We start from the raw sequence: 17780 nt of genomic DNA on the forward strand, positions 1-17780 counted from the left end.
TCGCATCTCGGCATGCGGCGCATTCGTGGCATTCATTTCGTGGGGATCGGTGGCGCCGGCATGTGCGGTATCGCCGAAGTCCTGGTCAACGAAGGCTACGCGGTCAGCGGCAGTGACCTGCGCGAGTCGGCGGTCACCCACCACCTGCGAGAGTGCGGGATCCGAGTGGCCATCGGACACGCGGCGGTCAATGCCGAGGGCGCCGACGTCATCGTGGTGTCGACCGCGGTCGATCCGACCAATCCGGAGATCCAGTGGGCCCGCGAGCATCGTATTCCGGTCGTGCGTCGCGCCGAGATGCTGGCCGAGCTGATGCGGTTTCGTCACGGTATCGCGGTTGCCGGCACGCATGGCAAGACCACCACCACGAGCCTGCTTTCGACGTTGTTCGCCGAAGCGGGGCTCGATCCCACTTTCGTGATCGGCGGCAAGCTGACCAGCGCGGGCACCAACGCGCGACTGGGATCCGGCGACTTTCTGGTCGCAGAGGCCGATGAATCGGACGCTTCCTTTCTGCATCTTCAGCCGATGACGGCCATCGTCACCAATATCGACGCCGATCACATGGCGACCTATGACGGCGATTTCTCGCGGCTGAAGACGACCTTTATCGAATTTCTGCACAACCTGCCGTTCTACGGGCGTGCCGTGCTGTGTCTCGACGATGACAATGTGCGTGAATTGCTGCCCCAGGTTCAGCGCCAATTCGTGACTTACGGCTTCAGCGAAGACGCCGATTATCGAGTGCGGGATTTCCACCAGACGGCCGACACCATTCGATTCGTCGCCGAACGCCCTGACGGCTTCGCCTCGTTGAAGATCACGCTGGCCATGCCGGGCACCCACAATGCATTGAACGCGCTGGCTGCGATCGCCGTGGCGACCGATGCCGGCGTCGGCGACGACGACATCGTCAAGGGGCTTGCGTCGTTCGGGGGTGTCGGTCGACGCTTCCAGGTGCATGGGCATTACCCGCTTCCCGAAGGGGGCGAGGTGATGCTGGTGGACGACTATGGCCATCATCCGCGCGAGGTGGAAATGGTCATTCGGGCGGTGCGTGCCGGCTGGCCGGAGCGTCGTCTGGTGATGATCTATCAGCCTCATCGCTATACCCGCACCCGGGATCTGTACGAGGATTTCGTCAGGGTTCTCTCCGGTGTCGACACGCTATTGCTGCTGGACGTCTACAGTGCCGGCGAAGTCCCGATTCCGGGAGCAGAGGGCAAGATGCTGGCAGGGTCCATTCGCCAACGAGGCCAGGTCGATCCGCTGTTCATCGAGAAGAAATCGGCGTTGCCGGATATTCTCGCGCGAGTGCTACGACCGGGCGACATCCTGATCACGCAGGGTGCCGGTGATATCGGCGGCATCGCGCAAGGGCTCGCTCACGCCGCGCTGAAGCTCGACGAGGTGCTCCTTTGAGTCTGTCGAGACGTCGCTGGTCCTGTCTCGCCATCGTCAAGACAGGACAAACGTCATGAATTCCAGCGCCCGGGGTACTCTGCTCGGCGTACTCATGATCGTGGTGCTCATCGGCGCCGGCGGCAGAGCGTTATGGTTGTGGTTGGACAAGCCCATTGCTCGCGTGTCGATCAGCGGCGATTTGAATTACGTGAGTGCGAGTTATCTGCAGAAAGAGCTGGCGCCCCTGGTGCGCGGGCATACCTGGCTCTCCCTGTCATTGACCGATCTGCGCAACGAGGCACGCCAGATCGGCTGGCTGCGAGAGGTCACCGTGTCGCGCGAGTGGCCCAACACGCTGCGCTTTGTGCTCTACGAACAGGATCCAGTAGCCCGTTGGAATGATGAACAGCTATTGAACACCCGCGGTCAGCCTTTCGCGCCCGGACCGGTAAGTGATTTCGGCCGCCGCCTGCCGGATCTTGGCGGGCCCGCCGGATCGGGGAGAGAAGTGCTCGGCTACTACGACTCCCTACGTCGCGCACTGGCGGAGCTGGGCCTTTCGATCACCCAACTGAGGCTGGAGCCACGTGGCGCCTGGCGCTTTCAAGTCAATGATGGTGTCTGGGTCATTCTCGGACGTACGGACTTGGATGCACGACTGGCACGTTTTATTGCTGCATGGAAGCGACAGTTGGGGCAAGAGGCGTCGCAGATACGCTACATCGATCTTCGTTATCCCAATGGTGTTTCGGTGGCCAAGCATGGCGAAACGACAGCTGTCTCCCATGATTAGTCTGCACCCCGCCGTCAGTTAAGCTTGCCCCGAGCCCGCAGTTGGCGCCGTCTCGGCGCCTTCTATCCCGCAAGAAGTGCGCCCGGTGGAAGTCGATATCCTGCTCGTCGTCGCACGCTTAACCTTCACGATCGGCGCGTTCCGCCATGTCGAGGGGGCTTAATTAGCTCTCAGACTCTTTCCCTATTTCCCTTTTAAAGAAAAAGCGCTTAATGTGGCTTTTGTTTCACCAATGGGCTGGTGAAAAAGGTCGTCTTGTTCCTATAATAAGCGCGAATCTTTATTGGCCCATTTTTATTCGGTTTATCGGTCAAGTTTGAGGAGCGACCCCGACCTATGGCAGGACAATCCAACGCTTCCAATATGGTGGTCGGGCTGGATATCGGAACATCCAAGGTGGTCGCCATCGTGGGTCAGCCCACTGATGATGGCGGGTTGGAAATTGCCGGGATTGGCTCGCATCCTTCGCGAGGTATGAAGAAGGGTGTGGTGATCAATATCGAATCAACCGTTCAGTCGATTCAGCGCGCCGTCGAAGAAGCCGAACTGATGGCTGGCTGCGACATCCATTCCGTCTACGTCGGCATTGCCGGCAGTCACATCAGTTCCATGAACTCCGATGGCGTCGTGGCGATCAAGGAGCGTGAAGTCGCGCCCGCGGATATCGATCGTGTCATCGATTCCGCCCGTGCCCGTGCCATTTCCGAAGGCCAGCGTGTACTCCACGTCATCCCGCAGGAGTTCGCGATCGATACCCAGGAGGGCATCCGAGAGCCTCTGGGCATGTCCGGCGTACGGCTGGAAGCGCGCGTGCATCTGGTGACGGCGGCGATGAATGCCGTCCAGAACATCGAGAAGTGTGTGCGGCGTTGCGGTCTGGAAGTCGACGACATCATTCTCGAGCAGTTGGCCTCCAGTCATGCGGTATTGACCGAGGACGAGCGCGAACTCGGCGTCTGCATGGTCGATATCGGAGGCGGCACGACCGACATTGCGGTGTTCACCGAAGGCGCCATTCGTCACACCGCGGTCATTCCGATCGCCGGCGACCAGGTGACCAACGACATCGCCATGGCGCTGCGTACGCCAACCCAGTATGCCGAAGACATCAAGGTCAAATATGCCTGCGCGCTGACACAGCTGGCGAGCAGCGACGAAATGATCAAGGTTCCCAGTGTCGGCGATCGTCCGGCGCGGGATCTCTCCCGCCAGGCTCTGGCGGAAGTGGTCGAACCCCGTTATGAGGAACTCTTCACTCTGGTGCGCGAAGAACTGCGTCGCAGCGGTTACGAGGATCTGGTGGCGGCCGGGATCGTGTTGACGGGGGGGACTTCCCGAATGGAAGGGGTCGTGGAGCTGGCGGAGGAGATATTCCACATGCCGGTTCGTATCGCTTGCCCGTACAATGTCCGCGGCTTGGCGGACGTGGTGCGCAACCCGATTTATTCGACAGGGGTAGGTTTGCTACTCTACGGAATGAAAGACGCCAAGCACTCTCGCGCAGTATCAGCCCAGCCTCAACGGGAAGTTTCACTTCCCCGGCGCGCAACCAGGGATGAGGTTTCGACGCTGGAGCGACTCAAAGGCTGGTTTAAAGGAAATTTCTGACAGGCCGCAAGCGGTCTTGGAGACGGGGCAATGTTCGAACTAGTAGATAACGCACCTTCTAGTAGTGCAGTCATCAAAGTCATCGGTGTCGGCGGCGGCGGCGGTAATGCCGTCAACCACATGGTCGAGAGTAACATCGAAGGCGTCGAGTTCATCTGCGCCAACACCGATGCCCAGGCGCTCAAGCGCGTGGCGGCCAAGACCGTGCTTCAGCTGGGTAGCGAGATCACCAAAGGGCTGGGCGCGGGCGCGAATCCGGATGTCGGTCGCCAGGCGGCGATGGAAGATCGCGATCGCATCGCGGACATGCTGCAGGGTGCAGACATGATCTTCATCACGGCCGGCATGGGTGGCGGTACCGGTACCGGCGGCGCGCCCGTCGTTGCTCAGGTCGCCAAGGAGCTCGGTATTCTGACTGTCGCGGTCGTGACGCGCCCGTTCCCGTTCGAGGGACCGAAGCGCATGCGTGCGGCGGAAGAGGGAATGAAAGAGCTTTCCGAATATGTCGACTCGCTGATCACCATTCCCAACGAAAAGCTGCTGTCGGTATTGGGCAAGAATGCCAGTCTGTTGACTGCATTCAGCGCTGCCAACGACGTGCTGCTGGGCGCCGTTCAGGGCATTGCCGAACTGATCACCAGCCCCGGTATCATCAACGTCGACTTTGCCGACGTGCGAACGGTGATGTCCGAAATGGGCATGGCGATGATGGGGACCGGTGCCGCGACTGGCGAGAATCGCGCTCGCGAAGCTGCCGAGAAGGCCATTCGCAGCCCGCTGCTGGAAGATATCGATCTGCACGGCGCGCGCGGCATTCTGGTCAATATCACGGCCGGCCCGGATCTCTCCATTGGTGAATTCAATGATGTCGGTGCGACGGTTCAGGAGTTCGCTTCTCAGGACGCTACCATTGTCGTAGGCACGGCCATCGACATGGAAATGTCGGACGAGCTGCGCGTGACCGTGGTCGCCGCTGGCCTGGATGCCCAGAAAGAAAAAGCGGTGCCGCGCGAGACTGTCGCTTCACGTCCCGAAACGACCGACTACCGCAAGCTTCAGCAGCCTGCCGTGATGCGCCAGCAAGCCGCGCGTGCCGAGCAGGAAGCTGCTGCCAAGAAGTCGCCTCAGGATAAGCGCAAGACCTCCGATATGGACGACTATCTGGACATTCCGGCCTTCTTGCGTCGTCAGGCTGATTGATCGGTTAACCGCCGATCATCATTCTGTAACGTCGATATGGTTGGTGAAGCGGTGGGTTGGTGTTATAGTGAACACCGTTTCCAAACTATTTGACTGGCAGGTCGATGCCCATGATCAAACAACGAACGTTGCAGAACACGATCCGCGCCACAGGCGTGGGACTCCATTCCGGAGAGAAAGTGTATCTGACGCTGCGGCCCGCAACGCCCAATACGGGTATCGTGTTCGTACGTACTGATCTCGACCCGGTGGTGCATATCCCGGCGCATGCCGAGAGCGTTACCGACACCAATCTGTGTACCGCGCTATCCAAGGATGGCGTCAAGGTTGCCACGGTCGAACATTTGATGTCGGCGTTTGCCGGCTTGGGTATCGACAACGCCTACGTCGAGTTGAGCGCCCCCGAGGTGCCGATCATGGACGGCAGTGCGGGTCCGTTCGTGTTCCTGATTCAGTCAGCGGGTATCGCCGAGCAGGCCGCGCCGAAGCAGTTCATTCGCATCAAGCAGGAAGTCACTGTCAGCGACGACGGCAAGCAGGCGACCTTCTTGCCTCACAACGGTTTCAAGGTCAGCTTCGCGATCGATTTCGATCATCCGGTCTTCGAGCAGCAGAAGCAGACGGCCAGCGTCGATTTTTCCACCACTTCCTTCGTTAAGGAGGTCTCTCGCGCACGCACCTTCGGCTTCATGCGCGACCTGGAGTTCCTGCGCTCGCAAAACCTGGCGCTGGGCGGCAGCTTGGACAATGCCATCGTTCTCGATGACTACCGCATCGTCAATCAGGACGGACTGCGCTATGACGACGAGTTCGTAAAGCACAAGATGCTGGATGCGATCGGTGACCTGTACCAGTTGGGCCACAGCCTGATTGGGGAATTCAAGGGCTACAAGTCCGGGCATGGTCTCAACAACCAGCTGTGCCGCGAACTGCTTGCGCACCCTGAGGCTTACGAAATCGTGACCTTCGAAGAAGCGACTCAGGCCGCACCGATCTCCTACGCAGCGCCTGCCATGGCTTGATGAGCCTCCGGTCATCGCCAACGGGACGATGCCGTTCTGCCGTAGAATTCGACGCCGATTCCTGGATCGGCGTTTTCGCGTTTGAACGGTGGGCGGCAGGTGCGGCCAGTTGCCACCCTGGTGTGAGAGACGGATGAGGCCGGTGTCACGAGCTCGAGTCGCTGCCGGTTTCCGGCGGCGCATGGGCGTGGGATGCCAACCGATTCAATGACCGCTTGAGCGGTGACTCTTCCAGACCTTCCGCGCAATCGGACAGCGCTTCGGCCCCGGCTTGAGACAGCCGCCGCGTCTGTCTCGGAATCGCCTTGACCGGTCGGATCGGGCGCACCTTCAGCGAGAATTTCATCACCGCCTCGAACCCCGGCAGTTGATGCAGCAGCTTGAGCAAGCGTGGCTGCTCGTAGCGCAGCCAGGTCAGCCAGGCTGCGCGATCGGTGATCAGCGTCAAAACGCCGTCATGGTAGCCGCCGACGTAGATATGCTCGGCCACATCCGGCGGCAGCTGGTGTCTCAAGTGGCTCTGGGCACGTTCGATCAGCGTTGCCATGCGCATCACGTCGCCCAACCCCCCCGGTTGGGTCAGGAGTCGGGAAACGGGCTGGGCTCGCAAACGCTTAGCCTTTATACTCATCGGCTTGCACGCGGTGGGGATAGACCCGCTAAACCTATCACGACGCGGAGTTCGTCGACAGCATGAGTTCGGCCAAAGCGCAGTCCGGTCAGCGTGGTGCCGTATGGCGCCCCCGGCAGCGAGCCCATTGGTGGCTGGCGAGTGTGCTGGTCGGCTGTCTGTTGCCCGCGGGTTTGATGCATGCGGAAGCCATGCGGCTGGCAGAGCGTCTGACCCAGGTTTATCTGATGGCCCCGGAGGCCATTCGTGCCGAGTCTCGACGCGTCGCTCGCGTTGCCGCCAAACGCCCCACGCATCCTCAGGCCACAGCTTCTCTTGCGCCGTTACCCGGATATTCCGAACCCGTCGTGATCGCCAGCGCTGCGCTGGACGTCATCTCTCGGCGTGGCCCGCCTGTACCCGCCTGATCATCGTCATACGATTCATCTCATCGCGGGTCGATGCAGCTGTCATGGCATCGCCTTCTCAGAGCTATGCAGGAAACCGAGTCAGGCAGGAAATAGATCATGTTGAACGGATTGCTACATAAATTGGTCGGTTCCAAGAACGACCGCGACGTCAAGCGCATGCGCAAGCAGGTGGTGGCGATCAACGACCTGGAAGCCCAGTTCGAGGCGCTCGATGACGCGTCACTCCAGGCCAAGACGACCGAGTTTCGTCAGCGACTCGCCGATGGCGAGAAGCTCGATGCATTGCTGCCGGAGGCATTCGCCACGGTTCGCGAGGCGAGCAAGCGGGTTCTGGGCATGCGCCATTTCGACGTCCAGATGGTAGGGGGCATGGCGCTTCACGATGGGCGTATCGCGGAGATGAAGACCGGCGAGGGTAAAACCCTGGTCGGTACCCTGGCGGTCTACTTCAATGCGCTACCCGGCAAGGGTGTGCACGTGGTCACGGTCAATGACTACCTGGCCAGCCGTGACGCCAACTGGATGCGCCCGTTGTACGAATTTCTTGGCCTGAGTGTCGGTGTCATCGCTTCGGGGCAGCCCAACGAAGAGAAGCGTCAGGCCTATGCCTGCGATATCACCTACGGCACCAACAACGAGTACGGTTTCGATTACCTGCGCGACAACATGGCGTTCTCGTTGCAGGACAAGGTCCAGCGACCGTTGCACTACGCGATCATCGATGAGGTCGACTCGATCCTGATCGACGAAGCGCGTACGCCGCTGATCATCTCCGGTCCGGTCGAAGAAAACGTCGAGCTCTATCGCACGATCCATACGCTCTCCAAGCAGCTCAAGCAGTGCACCGACGAGGAAGACCCGACCACCGGCGATTTCCTGATCGACGAGAAGCAGAAACAGGTCGAGCTGACCGAAGAAGGTCACCAGCAGGTCGAGACACTGATGCGGGAAGCGGGTCTGCTGAAAGCCGAAGATTCGCTCTACGCGGTACAGAATCTGGGGCTGCTGCAGCACATCCACTCGGCGCTTCGCGCACGCTGTCTCTATCACCGCGACGTCGACTATATCGTCGCCGACGGCAACGTCGTCATCGTCGATGAGCACACCGGCCGTACCATGCCGGGGCGGCGCTGGTCGGAAGGCCTGCATCAGGCAGTCGAGGCGAAGGAAGGGGTGCCGATCCAGCGCGAGAGCCAGACGCTGGCCTCCACCACCTTCCAGAACTACTTCCGCCTCTACGACAAGCTGGCGGGGATGACCGGTACCGCCGATACCGAAGCCTTCGAGTTCAATCACATCTACGGTCTCGACGTGCTGGTCATTCCCACCAACCGGCCGTTGGCTCGGCAGGATCTGAATGACCTGGTCTACCTGAGCGCCGAAGAGAAGTACGCCGCGATCATCGAGGACGTCAATACCCAGCGCGAGGCCAATCGTCCGGTGCTGGTGGGTACCGCCTCGATCGAGACGTCGGAGTATCTCTCCAAGCTGATGCAGGCAAAGAACATTCCCCACAACGTGCTCAACGCCAAGCAGCACGACAGCGAGGCCGAGATCATCGCTCAGGCTGGCCGTCCGGGCGCGATCACGCTGGCGACCAACATGGCCGGTCGTGGTACCGATATCGTGCTGGGCGGCAACTGGGAAGCCGAGGTCGCCAAGCTCGACAATCCGAGCGAAGAGCAGATCGCGGCAATCAAGGCCGACTGGCAGCAGCGCCATGCGGCGGTTCTCGAGTCCGGCGGCCTGCACGTGATCGGCTCCGAGCGCCACGAATCCCGACGAATCGACAACCAGCTGCGCGGCCGTGCCGGTCGTCAGGGCGATCCCGGCTCGACACGCTTCTTCCTGTCGCTGGAAGACAGCCTGATGCGTCTGTTCGGGTCGGATCGCGTGCAACGCCTGATGGGCGCGCTGGGGCTGGAAGAAGGCGAGGCCATCGAGCACAAGATGGTCTCCAATGCGGTCGAGCGGGCGCAGAAGAAGGTCGAGGGGCGCAACTTCGATATTCGTAAGCAGCTGCTGGAGTACGACGACGTCTCCAACGACCAGCGTCGGGTCATCTACGAACAGCGCGACGATATCCTCGCCGCCGACGAGATCTCCGACAACATCGCCAGCATCCGCGACGAAGTGCTCGAGCAGACGGTCTCCGACTACGTGCCGCCGCAGAGCCTGCCGGAACAGTGGGAACTGGCCGGGCTCCAGGATCAGATCAAGCAGGAATTCAATCTCGACCTGCCGCTGGTGCAGTGGGCGGAAGAGGATGACAACTTCAACGAGGAAGTGCTGCGTCAGCGTCTGCTGGACCAGCATCGCGGCCAGTACGTCGCCAAGGTCGAGGCGATCGGCGCCGACATGATGCGGCGCTTCGAGAAACAGGTGATGTTGCAGGTGCTCGATACTCGCTGGAAGGAGCACTTGCAGTCGATGGATCATCTGCGTCGCGGCATTCATCTGCGTGGCTATGCGCAGAAGAATCCGAAGCAGGAGTACAAGCGCGAGGCCTTCGAGCTGTTCCAGTCGCTGCTCTACAACATCAAGCACGACGTGACGCGTATTCTCAGCCACGTTCAGGTTCGTCGTCAGGAAGAGGTCGAGGATCTGGAGCGTCAGCGCCGTGAAGCACTGGAGCGCGAGAAGGCTTCCAGCCAATCGGTACATGAGGACGCGGTCGCCGCCGCCCAGCAGACCGCTGAGGGCGCGGGGCCCGAGTCCGAGGTCGAAACCGACGACGCCAACGCCCAGCCGGTGCGCCGCGAGGGCCCCAAGGTCGGTCGTAACGACCCGTGCCCGTGCGGTTCCGGCAAGAAATACAAGCAGTGCCACGGCACGCTGAGTTGAGTGGGTTCCGGACTCGGGCCCGGCCCGAGTCCGCCAAGGAGAATCGACATGGCGGTAGGTAAGTCAGTGTTTCCGCAGATGCCCGCCATCGACGGCGTGCGGCTGGGCACGGCGATGGCGGAGATCAAGAAGCCGAATCGGCGTGATCTGGTGGTGATCGAGGTGCCGGAAGGGGCAACGGTGGCAGCAACGTTCACGCGCAACGCCTTCTGCGCTGCCCCGGTGCACGTCGCTCGGGACCATCTGCAGTCAGCGGCGCCGCGTTATCTGTTGATCAATACCGGCAACGCCAATGCCGGCACCGGGGTGCGCGGGCGTCAGGATGCCGAGAGTTGCTGTGCCTCGCTGTCGGATCTCGCCGGTGTCGATGCCCATCAGGTACTGCCGTTCTCGACCGGCGTGATCGGCGAGCCTCTGCCGGTGGCGCGCATTGTCGCCGGCCTGCCCGCAGCGCTGGCCTCCTTGAGCGAGGAGGGATGGGCACTGGCCGCCCAAGGCATCATGACCACCGACACCCGCATCAAGGGCGCATCGGCCCAGCTCGAACTCAGCGGTGGTACGGTCACGATCAACGGCATCAGCAAGGGCTCGGGCATGATTCAGCCCAATATGGCGACCATGCTCGGCTTCGTCGCCTGCGATGCCAAGATCGATCCGGTCAGGCTCCAGCAGTGGCTGCGCGACGCGGTTCAGGTGTCGTTCAATGCCATCACGGTGGACTCCGATACCTCCACCAATGACGCCTGTACCTTGATCGCCACCGGGCGCGGTCCCGAGGTCGAGTCGGCCGAGGACGAGCGGCGTTTCCGTGAGGCGCTGACCTCGGTGCTGACTGAGCTGGCCCAGGCGATTATTCGCGATGGCGAGGGGGCGACCAAGTTCGTCACGCTTCAGGTCGAACAGGCCTCGAGCGTCGACGAGGCGAGGGCGGTAGCTTTCACGGTAGCGCATTCGCCGCTGGTCAAGACCGCTCTCTATGCGAGCGATGCCAACTGGGGGCGTATTCTCGCGGCGGTGGGCCGGGCGCCGGTAAAAGAGCTGGACGTCGATCGCATCGTCATCGATCTCGGCGACGAGCGACTGGTCGAACACGGGGGGCGTGCCGACAGTTATACGGAGCAGGCCGGCGCCCGAGTGATGGCTCGGGAAGAGATCGTCATCCGCATTCGGCTCGGCCGTGGTGATGCCCATGCCACGGTCTGGACATCGGATCTGTCCCACGATTACGTATCGATCAACGCGGATTATCGGAGTTGATCGATCTTTAGACGTTGCGCGCCATGACGACCTCGCGCGTCAAGGTCAAGCCTGTCTGAAAAATCGACGAGCGGTGGCCAGACAAGGCAGAAGTCGGCGAAAACGGACCGGGCTGGCGCACCAGTTTACGAGAGTGTAAATGAGTATTTCGAACCGTTTTTCAACGCCGTAACGGCGAGCGCAGGCATTTTTCAGACAAAGCGTAAACACAGCAGTGGTACGAGAGACTGAGCAAAATGATCAAAAGACGGGTCCATGTAGCGGCAGCAGCCGTCATTCGCGGCGACGGACGAGTGCTGATCGCCAGACGCCCTGCGACAGTCGACCAGGGCGGTCTGTGGGAATTTCCGGGGGGCAAGCTGGCGCCCTACGAAACCGGGCTCGAGGCGCTCAAGCGGGAACTGAGCGAGGAGCTCGGCATTCAGATCGTACGTGCTCAGCCGCTGATCCGCGTGAACCACGAATATGCCGACAAGCATATTCTGCTGGATGTCTGGCAGGTGCGGGAATACGACGGCGATCCATATGGCCGGGAAGGCCAGCCGGTGCGCTGGGTCGAAGTCGACGATCTGCCCAACTATCCGTTCCCGGCGGCCAATCTGCCGATTCTCCGGGCGGTAGCGCTGCCTCAGGAGTACCTGATCACTGCCGAGGCCGCGGACGACGACGCCTTTCTGGCCAGGCTCGAGCGGGCGCTGAAGGAAGACAGCATCCGTCTGGTGCAGCTCCGCGCCAAGGGGCTGGACGACGCTGCCTATCAGGCTCGCGCCGAGAAGACGCTCGCGCTGTGCCGCGAACATGGCGCCAAGTTGCTGCTCAACGCGGACCCTGAGTGGCTGCAGCGTGTCGATGCCGATGGCATCCACTTGACCAGCGCGCGACTGATGGAGCTCAAGCACCGTCCCATCCCCAGCGACAAGTGGCTGGGCGCATCGACCCACGGCGACGAGCAGCTCGCCCAGGCGGGGCTGATCGACTGCGATTTCGTCACCCTGTCGCCGCTGGCGCCGACACCGTCGCATCCGGACGCGACGACCATTGGCTGGCACGATTTCCAGCAGATGGTGGAGACGGCCGCGATGCCGGTCTTTGCGCTGGGCGGCATGACGCGCCACCACGCCAATCAGGCCCGGGCCGTCGGTGCCCAGGGTATCGCCTCGATTCGGGATTTCTGGCGTAACGATAGCGACTGACGCCGACAGGCTATCGAGAGGCATGACGACAGACGCCGCGCAATTCGCGCGGCGTCTGTCGTTCGAGTCGGGGCTGGCGGGATCTGGATCGCGTTATCGCGGGACGGGATCCCGCAGCGTCATTCCTGACCGCGTTCGAGTCGGTCGATGAGCTCGTCGAGTTCGGTTTCGTCCATGTGAGGTTCGCCTGCGATGCGGTGCGAACCGTCCGCCCAGGCGCCCAGGTCGAGCAGCTTGCAGCGCTTCGAACAGAACGGGCGATAGGGATTCTCGGACGTCCACTCGACCGATTTCCGGCATTGCGGGCAGGCAACGGTCAGCGTTTTGGTCGCGCCTGACCCCGTCCCTGAATCGTGACTGGCATCGTTGCTTGGGTCGTTACGTCGAGTCATGGGGAAAATGTCGTGTCGATGGCTGTTGTGTAAGGGCGGTCGCACAAGCGCTGTCGTATAAGCGCTGTCACGCGAAGACAACTGTGTCGCGAGTCACTGGATCGCTTGAGCGAACAGCTGACGATACCTGGCATCCAGGCGGGCAACCTGCTCCTGCAGGTTGTGTCGGTCGCCACCATTGTCGATGACGTCGTCGGCCGCTGCAAGGCGGCGTTCCCGAGGGCTCTGAGCCGCCAGTATGGATTCCACCTGGCGCTGGTCGACACCGTCTCGCGCCAGGGTACGCTGAATCTGAATGTCCCGGGGGGCATCGACGACCAGAATCCGGTCGACCAACTGATGTTGCCCGGATTCGATCAGCAGCGGCGATACCAGCAGGCAGTAGGGCGCGCCGGTGTCGCGTAGCCGCTCCAGGTGCGTCAGCAGCCGCTGGCGGATACGCGGATGCGTTTCCCGTTCCAGCCATTGACGTTCGTTCTCGTCGTCGAAGATCCGGGCTCGCAGCGCGCGGCGGTCGAGGGTGCCGTTCGCGTCGAGGATCGTCGGACCGTAGCGCTGCGCAATGGCGACCAGGGCGGGCTCGCCGGGCATGACGACTTCCCGGGCCACGTGGTCCGCGTCGACCCAACCGATGCCGAGGGCGCCGAAGGCCTCCGCCACCGCGCTCTTGCCGGAACCGATCCCGCCGGTGACACCGACGACCCGGGTACCGCTTTTACCCTCGGTCTTCGTGACGTGGGTGCTCATCCCCAGCCTCCCAGTAGCAGCGCCTGATAGCTTGCCAGCAGGGGAGCGCCGACCAGCAGCACGATCCATCCGGCCAGCGCGATGTAGGGGCCGAAGGGCATCGTCTGATCTCGATCCTGTTGGCGAGACGCGATAAGTATCAGACCGGCGATCGCCCCCACGCCTGCGGAAAGCAATAGCAGTAGCGGCAGGCTCTGCCAGCCGAGCCAGGCACCGAGTGCCGCCATCAGTTTGAAATCACCATAGCCCATGCCCTCCTTGCCGGTAACCAGCTTGAACAGCCAGTAGACCGACCACAGCGACAGATACCCGGCGACAGCGCCCAGCACGGCGCTCTCCAGCATCAGCGGTGCGAACAGCCATTGGTAAAGCAGCCCGGCCCAGAGTAGCGGCAGGGTCAACGCATCCGGCAACAGCTGGGTCCGCCAGTCGATCACCGCCAGGGCCAGGAGACTCAGGCAGGCGCCGATCAACCACAGACTTTGCCAATCCACCCCGTGAAGTGCGATGACCGCCACTGACAGCAGTGCCGCTGCCAGCTCGACCAGCGGATACTGGGCGCTGATCGACGTACCACACGCCGCGCAACGGCCGCGTCGCTTGAGCCAGCCAACCAGCGGCAAGTTGTCATGCCAGGCAATGAAATGCCCACAGCTGGGACAGTGAGAGCGCGGCGTCGCCAGATTGTAGCGGGAATCGGCTTCTGCCGGCTGCTCCAGCGCTTCCAGCGCCTCGGCACGCCAGCGCCGCATCAGCATCACCGGCAGACGCACGATGACCACGTTGAGGAAGCTACCCACCACAGCGCCAAACACGAACGCCAGCGGCCAAGTAAGCAAAGGGGGAAGATCGGACAACGGAAGCTCCACGAACATCGAATAAATAGTCAGCGCTAAGGGTAACGCATATGAAAGCTGGCTTTTGAGTGCGCTGAGGTCGAGATTCATTGTCGAGCGCTTTTGCCGCTAGGCGCCCGACGCCGAGAACCCGGAGCGGACGCGGTTGTCCGTGAGGATTTCGAGGTGGCGGGCAACAACGCGGCGGATGCGCGCAGTCATGAATAACAACCTAAATGGCGGAACCCATCTGGAAAATGGGCAAATACATCGACACCACCAGGCCACCCACCATCGTGCCCAGCACCACCAGAATGAACGGCTCGAGCAGCGAGGTCAGCGCGTCGACCTGATTGTCGACCTCTTCTTCGTAGAACTCCGCCACCTTGTCGAGCATCGTGTCCAGTTCGCCGGCCTCCTCGCCGATGCTGACCATCTGCACCGCCATGACCGGAAAGATCCGCGTGCGGCGCATGGCGAAGTTGAGCTGCTGCCCCGAGCCGACGTCCTCGCGAATGCTGGCGATGGCGCGCTGATGCACCCGGTTGCCGGTGGCGCCGGCGGCGGTGTCGAGCGCCTCGACCAGCGGAATGCCGGCGTTGAAGGTGGTGGCCAGCGTGCGTGAAAAGCGTGCGATCGAACCCTTGTCGACGATATTGCCGAGCACCGGCAGTTTGAGCATCAGCTGATGAGCGCGATAGGCAAACGCCGGCGAGCGCTTGATCGCCTGACGCAGACCGAAAATGGCGGCCGCGATGACCAGCATCGCCTGCCACCAGTAAGCCTGGGTCAACTGGGACAGGTGCACGGTGAACTGAGTGAAGGCGGGTAGCTCGGCGCCGAATCCCTGGAACAGACTCTCGAACTGAGGCACGACCTTGACCAGCAGCAGCGCGGTGACCGCAATGCCGACCAGAACCACCGCTGTCGGGTAGTAGAGCGCTTTCTTGACCCGCCCCTTCAGGGTCTCGATCTTCTCGCGGTAGCTGGCGACGCGCTCGAGCATCTTGTCCAGCGCACCGGCCTGTTCACCGGCGGCAACCATGTTGATGAACATTCGATCGAACCGCGAGGGGTGCTTGGCCAGCGCTTCGGAAAAGCTGGAGCCAGCGCTGATATCGTTGGCCAGCGTTTCGACCAGATTGCGCATGGCCGGGTTCTTGAGTGTCTCGGCGACGACCTTGCAGCCCTGCAGCAGCGGCACGCCGGCCCGGATCATGGTCGCCAGCTGGCGGGAGAATAGCGTGATGTCCCGCGCCTTGACCCGGCCCAGGCCGAACATGCCGGTCTTGCGCGTGATCCGCTTGACGATGATCTTCTGACGCGTCAGCTCCTTGCGCACGTCACCGATATCGCCGGCGATGAGCTCTCCGGAGACCACTTCGCCACGCAGATTCTTGCCACGCCACTGCCAGCGGTGCATCACGACCCGTCTGGGGGGCTTGGCAGGCTTCACCGATTTGGCTGACTTGAGCGTGATCGCCATGAGTGCGTTCCTGACGGTGAATCGACGAAAAGAGGGCTGCAAGGCCGCCGGTAGCCGCGACCTGGCTAGTCGGTGGTCACGCGATTGATCTCCTCGAGGCTGGTCACGCCTTGAAGCACCTTGTCGATGCCGCTCTGGCGGAGCCCGGGGAATCCGGCATCGCGCGCCTTGCGTGCCAGATCGAGTGCGTGACTGTCGGCCATGATCAACTGGCTCATGGCATCGTCCACCGGCACGACCTCGTAGATCCCGATGCGGCCCTTGTAGCCCAGCGTGCAGTGGTCACAACCCGTTGCGCGGTAGAGCGTGGCGCCTGCCAGCTTCTCCGGTGAGACCCCTTCCCGGCGCAGCGCCTCCAGAGGAATCTCCGCCGGCGCCTTGCAGCGCGGGCAGAGCAGGCGGGCCAGGCGCTGGGCGATGATCAGCGACACCGAACTGGCGATATTGAAGCTCGCGACGCCCATGTTGCGAAGTCGCGTCAGGGTTTCGGCCGCCGAGTTGGTGTGCAGCGTCGACAGCACCAGGTGGCCGGTTTGCGCTGCCTTGACCGCGATCTCCGCGGTTTCCAGATCGCGGATCTCGCCGACCATCACCACGTCCGGATCCTGGCGCAGAAAGGCGCGCAGGGCGCTGGCGAAGTCGAGGCCGATGCGCGGCTGGACGTTGACCTGATTGACCCCTGGCATCTTGAGCTCCACCGGGTCTTCGGCGGTCGAGATATTGCGCTCTTCGGTATTGAGCAGATGGATGCCGGTGTAGAGCGTGACCGTCTTGCCGCTGCCGGTGGGGCCGGTCACCAGAATCATGCCCTGGGGTTCGACCAGCGCGGCTTCGAACAGCCGGCGCTGATCCGGGGCAAAGCCCAGCGCATCGATGCCGAAGCTGGCGGTCCGTGCATCCAGCAGGCGCAGCACGATCTTCTCGCCGAAGACGGTAGGGAGCGTGTTGACGCGAAAATCGATGGCCCGATTGGCGTCCAGGCGAATCTTCATGGCGCCGTCCTGGGGCAGGCGGCGTTCGGAAATATCCAGCCGTGCCATGACCTTGAGCCGCGCGGCCAGGCGGGTGCGCAGGTTGAGCGGCGGCCGGGCGATCTCGATCAACATGCCGTCGACGCGAAAGCGAATCCGGTAGCTGGATTCGTAGGGCTCGAAGTGGATGTCGGACGCGCCGCGATGAATGGCGTCGCGCAGGATCTTGTTGACGAAGCGCACCACCGGCTCGTCTTCCTCGCCGCCCTTGTCGAAAGCCGCGGCTTCGCTCGCCAGATCCGCCTCGCTGGTATCCAGTGTCAGCGAATCGCTGGCTTCCCCCAGCGCTTCCAGCATGCCGGAGGTCTCCTGGTGCTGGTAACGCTTGGCCAGCGCCCGTTCCAGCTGATCGAACGGCACCAGCACGCCCTCGATCGCGAGTCCGGTGGTGAACTGCAGCTCGTCCAGGTTCGCCAGCGTGGCGGGGAAGGCGATCGCCACGGTGAGGCGGCGGTCGTCGCGCGCCAGCGGCAGCACCGGAAAACGACGGATGACCCTGTCCGCCACCGGCTCGATGACCGGCAGCTTGTCCCAGTCGACTTGCGTCAGGTCCATGAACGGCAGGCCATACTCGCGGGCCGCCAGAATGCCGGCCTCGCGGGCATCGATGCGACCTGCCCGAACCAGAAACTCCAGCAGCGTCAGCTGCTTGTCAGCCGCTTCACGGAACGCCTGCTTGCACTCCGCCGCGCCGATCAGACGATGTTCGATAAAGCGCTGAGCGAGACTGCTCTGTGCACGCGATGTGATGACGTCCGGCATGGAAGTAGGCGCCCCGGCTGACTGGCTGACGAACGGGCAGGCGATCGATCGAAACCTGAAAAGCCGATCTTCACCGTCTCTGATGAGTCTGCTATCGGCGAACGTCATTTTTTCTTTAAGTATTCTTCGCAACCGGCCGATAAGGCGAGTGGAGTGTCACCGAA

15 protein-coding genes are annotated in these 17780 nt (G+C 62.2%); 9 read left to right on the top strand and 6 right to left on the bottom strand.

Annotated features, from left to right (window positions below):
* The first annotated feature begins 12 nt into the window (after positions 1 to 12).
* The 5 genes from murC (at position 13) to lpxC (ending at position 6027) form a co-directional block, all read left to right on the top strand.
* Entirely contained in the window at positions 13 to 1422 is a 1410-nt protein-coding gene (gene murC, locus DOM36_RS14980) for a UDP-N-acetylmuramate--L-alanine ligase (RefSeq protein WP_232823877.1), read from the top strand.
* Between the two features lie 55 nt (positions 1423 to 1477).
* Positions 1478 to 2197: a cell division protein FtsQ/DivIB gene (locus DOM36_RS14985; RefSeq protein ID WP_110643589.1), complete on the top strand. Its 720-nt coding sequence runs from the start codon at positions 1478 to 1480 to the stop codon at positions 2195 to 2197.
* Between the two features lie 336 nt (positions 2198 to 2533).
* Positions 2534 to 3805 carry a cell division protein FtsA gene (gene ftsA, locus DOM36_RS14990; RefSeq protein WP_075570565.1) on the top strand — a complete coding sequence of 424 codons (1272 nt, stop codon included), beginning with the start codon at positions 2534 to 2536 and terminating at the stop codon, positions 3803 to 3805.
* Between the two features lie 30 nt (positions 3806 to 3835).
* Positions 3836 to 5005, top strand: coding sequence for a cell division protein FtsZ (ftsZ, locus tag DOM36_RS14995; RefSeq protein ID WP_075570564.1), 1170 nt, complete (start codon positions 3836 to 3838; stop codon positions 5003 to 5005).
* Positions 5006 to 5115: 110 nt separating this feature from the next.
* Positions 5116 to 6027 carry a UDP-3-O-acyl-N-acetylglucosamine deacetylase gene (gene lpxC / locus DOM36_RS15000; protein ID WP_075570563.1) on the top strand — a complete coding sequence of 304 codons (912 nt, stop codon included), beginning with the start codon at positions 5116 to 5118 and terminating at the stop codon, positions 6025 to 6027.
* A gap of 145 nt (positions 6028 to 6172) precedes the next feature.
* On the opposite strand, the gene DOM36_RS15005 is transcribed toward lpxC, so the two are convergent.
* A complete protein-coding gene (locus DOM36_RS15005) occupies positions 6173 to 6658 on the bottom strand; it encodes a DciA family protein (RefSeq protein ID WP_075570562.1) in 486 nt (161 codons plus the stop codon).
* A gap of 62 nt (positions 6659 to 6720) precedes the next feature.
* On the opposite strand from DOM36_RS15005, the gene DOM36_RS20500 reads away from it, so the two are divergent.
* The 4 genes from DOM36_RS20500 to DOM36_RS15025 all read left to right on the top strand — a co-directional run bounded on the left by DOM36_RS20500 (position 6721) and on the right by DOM36_RS15025 (position 12362).
* Positions 6721 to 7065, top strand: a complete 345-nt coding sequence (locus DOM36_RS20500) for a hypothetical protein (protein WP_232823870.1) — start codon at positions 6721 to 6723, stop codon at positions 7063 to 7065.
* Positions 7066 to 7164: 99 nt separating this feature from the next.
* Positions 7165 to 9912 carry a preprotein translocase subunit SecA gene (gene secA, locus DOM36_RS15015; RefSeq protein ID WP_075570560.1) on the top strand — a complete coding sequence of 916 codons (2748 nt, stop codon included), beginning with the start codon at positions 7165 to 7167 and terminating at the stop codon, positions 9910 to 9912.
* A 48-nt stretch (positions 9913 to 9960) separates the two neighbouring features.
* Positions 9961 to 11169, top strand: a complete 1209-nt coding sequence (gene argJ / locus DOM36_RS15020) for a bifunctional glutamate N-acetyltransferase/amino-acid acetyltransferase ArgJ (RefSeq protein ID WP_110643590.1) — start codon at positions 9961 to 9963, stop codon at positions 11167 to 11169.
* A gap of 236 nt (positions 11170 to 11405) precedes the next feature.
* The gene (locus DOM36_RS15025; RefSeq protein WP_075570558.1) at positions 11406 to 12362 is read left to right on the top strand and encodes a Nudix family hydrolase; all 957 of its coding nucleotides are present in this window, start codon (positions 11406 to 11408) and stop codon (positions 12360 to 12362) included.
* A gap of 119 nt (positions 12363 to 12481) precedes the next feature.
* Here DOM36_RS15025 and yacG read toward each other — a convergent pair whose 3' ends face one another.
* The 5 genes from yacG to pilB all read right to left on the bottom strand — a co-directional run bounded on the left by yacG (position 12482) and on the right by pilB (position 17616).
* Positions 12482 to 12754, bottom strand: a complete 273-nt coding sequence (gene yacG / locus DOM36_RS15030) for a DNA gyrase inhibitor YacG (RefSeq protein WP_110643591.1) — start codon at positions 12752 to 12754, stop codon at positions 12482 to 12484.
* Between the two features lie 93 nt (positions 12755 to 12847).
* Positions 12848 to 13501, bottom strand: coding sequence for a dephospho-CoA kinase (gene coaE / locus DOM36_RS15035; protein WP_110643592.1), 654 nt, complete (start codon positions 13499 to 13501; stop codon positions 12848 to 12850).
* The gene (locus tag DOM36_RS15040) at positions 13498 to 14376 is read right to left on the bottom strand and encodes an A24 family peptidase (RefSeq protein WP_110643632.1); all 879 of its coding nucleotides are present in this window, start codon (positions 14374 to 14376) and stop codon (positions 13498 to 13500) included. The genes coaE and DOM36_RS15040 overlap by 4 nt, the downstream gene beginning before the upstream one ends.
* Before the next feature lie 193 nt (positions 14377 to 14569).
* On the bottom strand, positions 14570 to 15823 hold the full coding sequence (locus DOM36_RS15045) for a type II secretion system F family protein (protein ID WP_110643593.1): 1254 nt from the start codon (positions 15821 to 15823) through the stop codon (positions 14570 to 14572).
* A 65-nt stretch (positions 15824 to 15888) separates the two neighbouring features.
* Entirely contained in the window at positions 15889 to 17616 is a 1728-nt protein-coding gene (gene pilB, locus DOM36_RS15050; RefSeq protein WP_110643633.1) for a type IV-A pilus assembly ATPase PilB, read from the bottom strand.
* Positions 17617 to 17780 lie beyond the last annotated feature (164 nt).

The organism is Salinicola sp. CPA57, assembly GCF_003206035.1.
Taxonomy (GTDB): Bacteria; Pseudomonadota; Gammaproteobacteria; order Pseudomonadales; family Halomonadaceae; genus Salinicola; species Salinicola socius.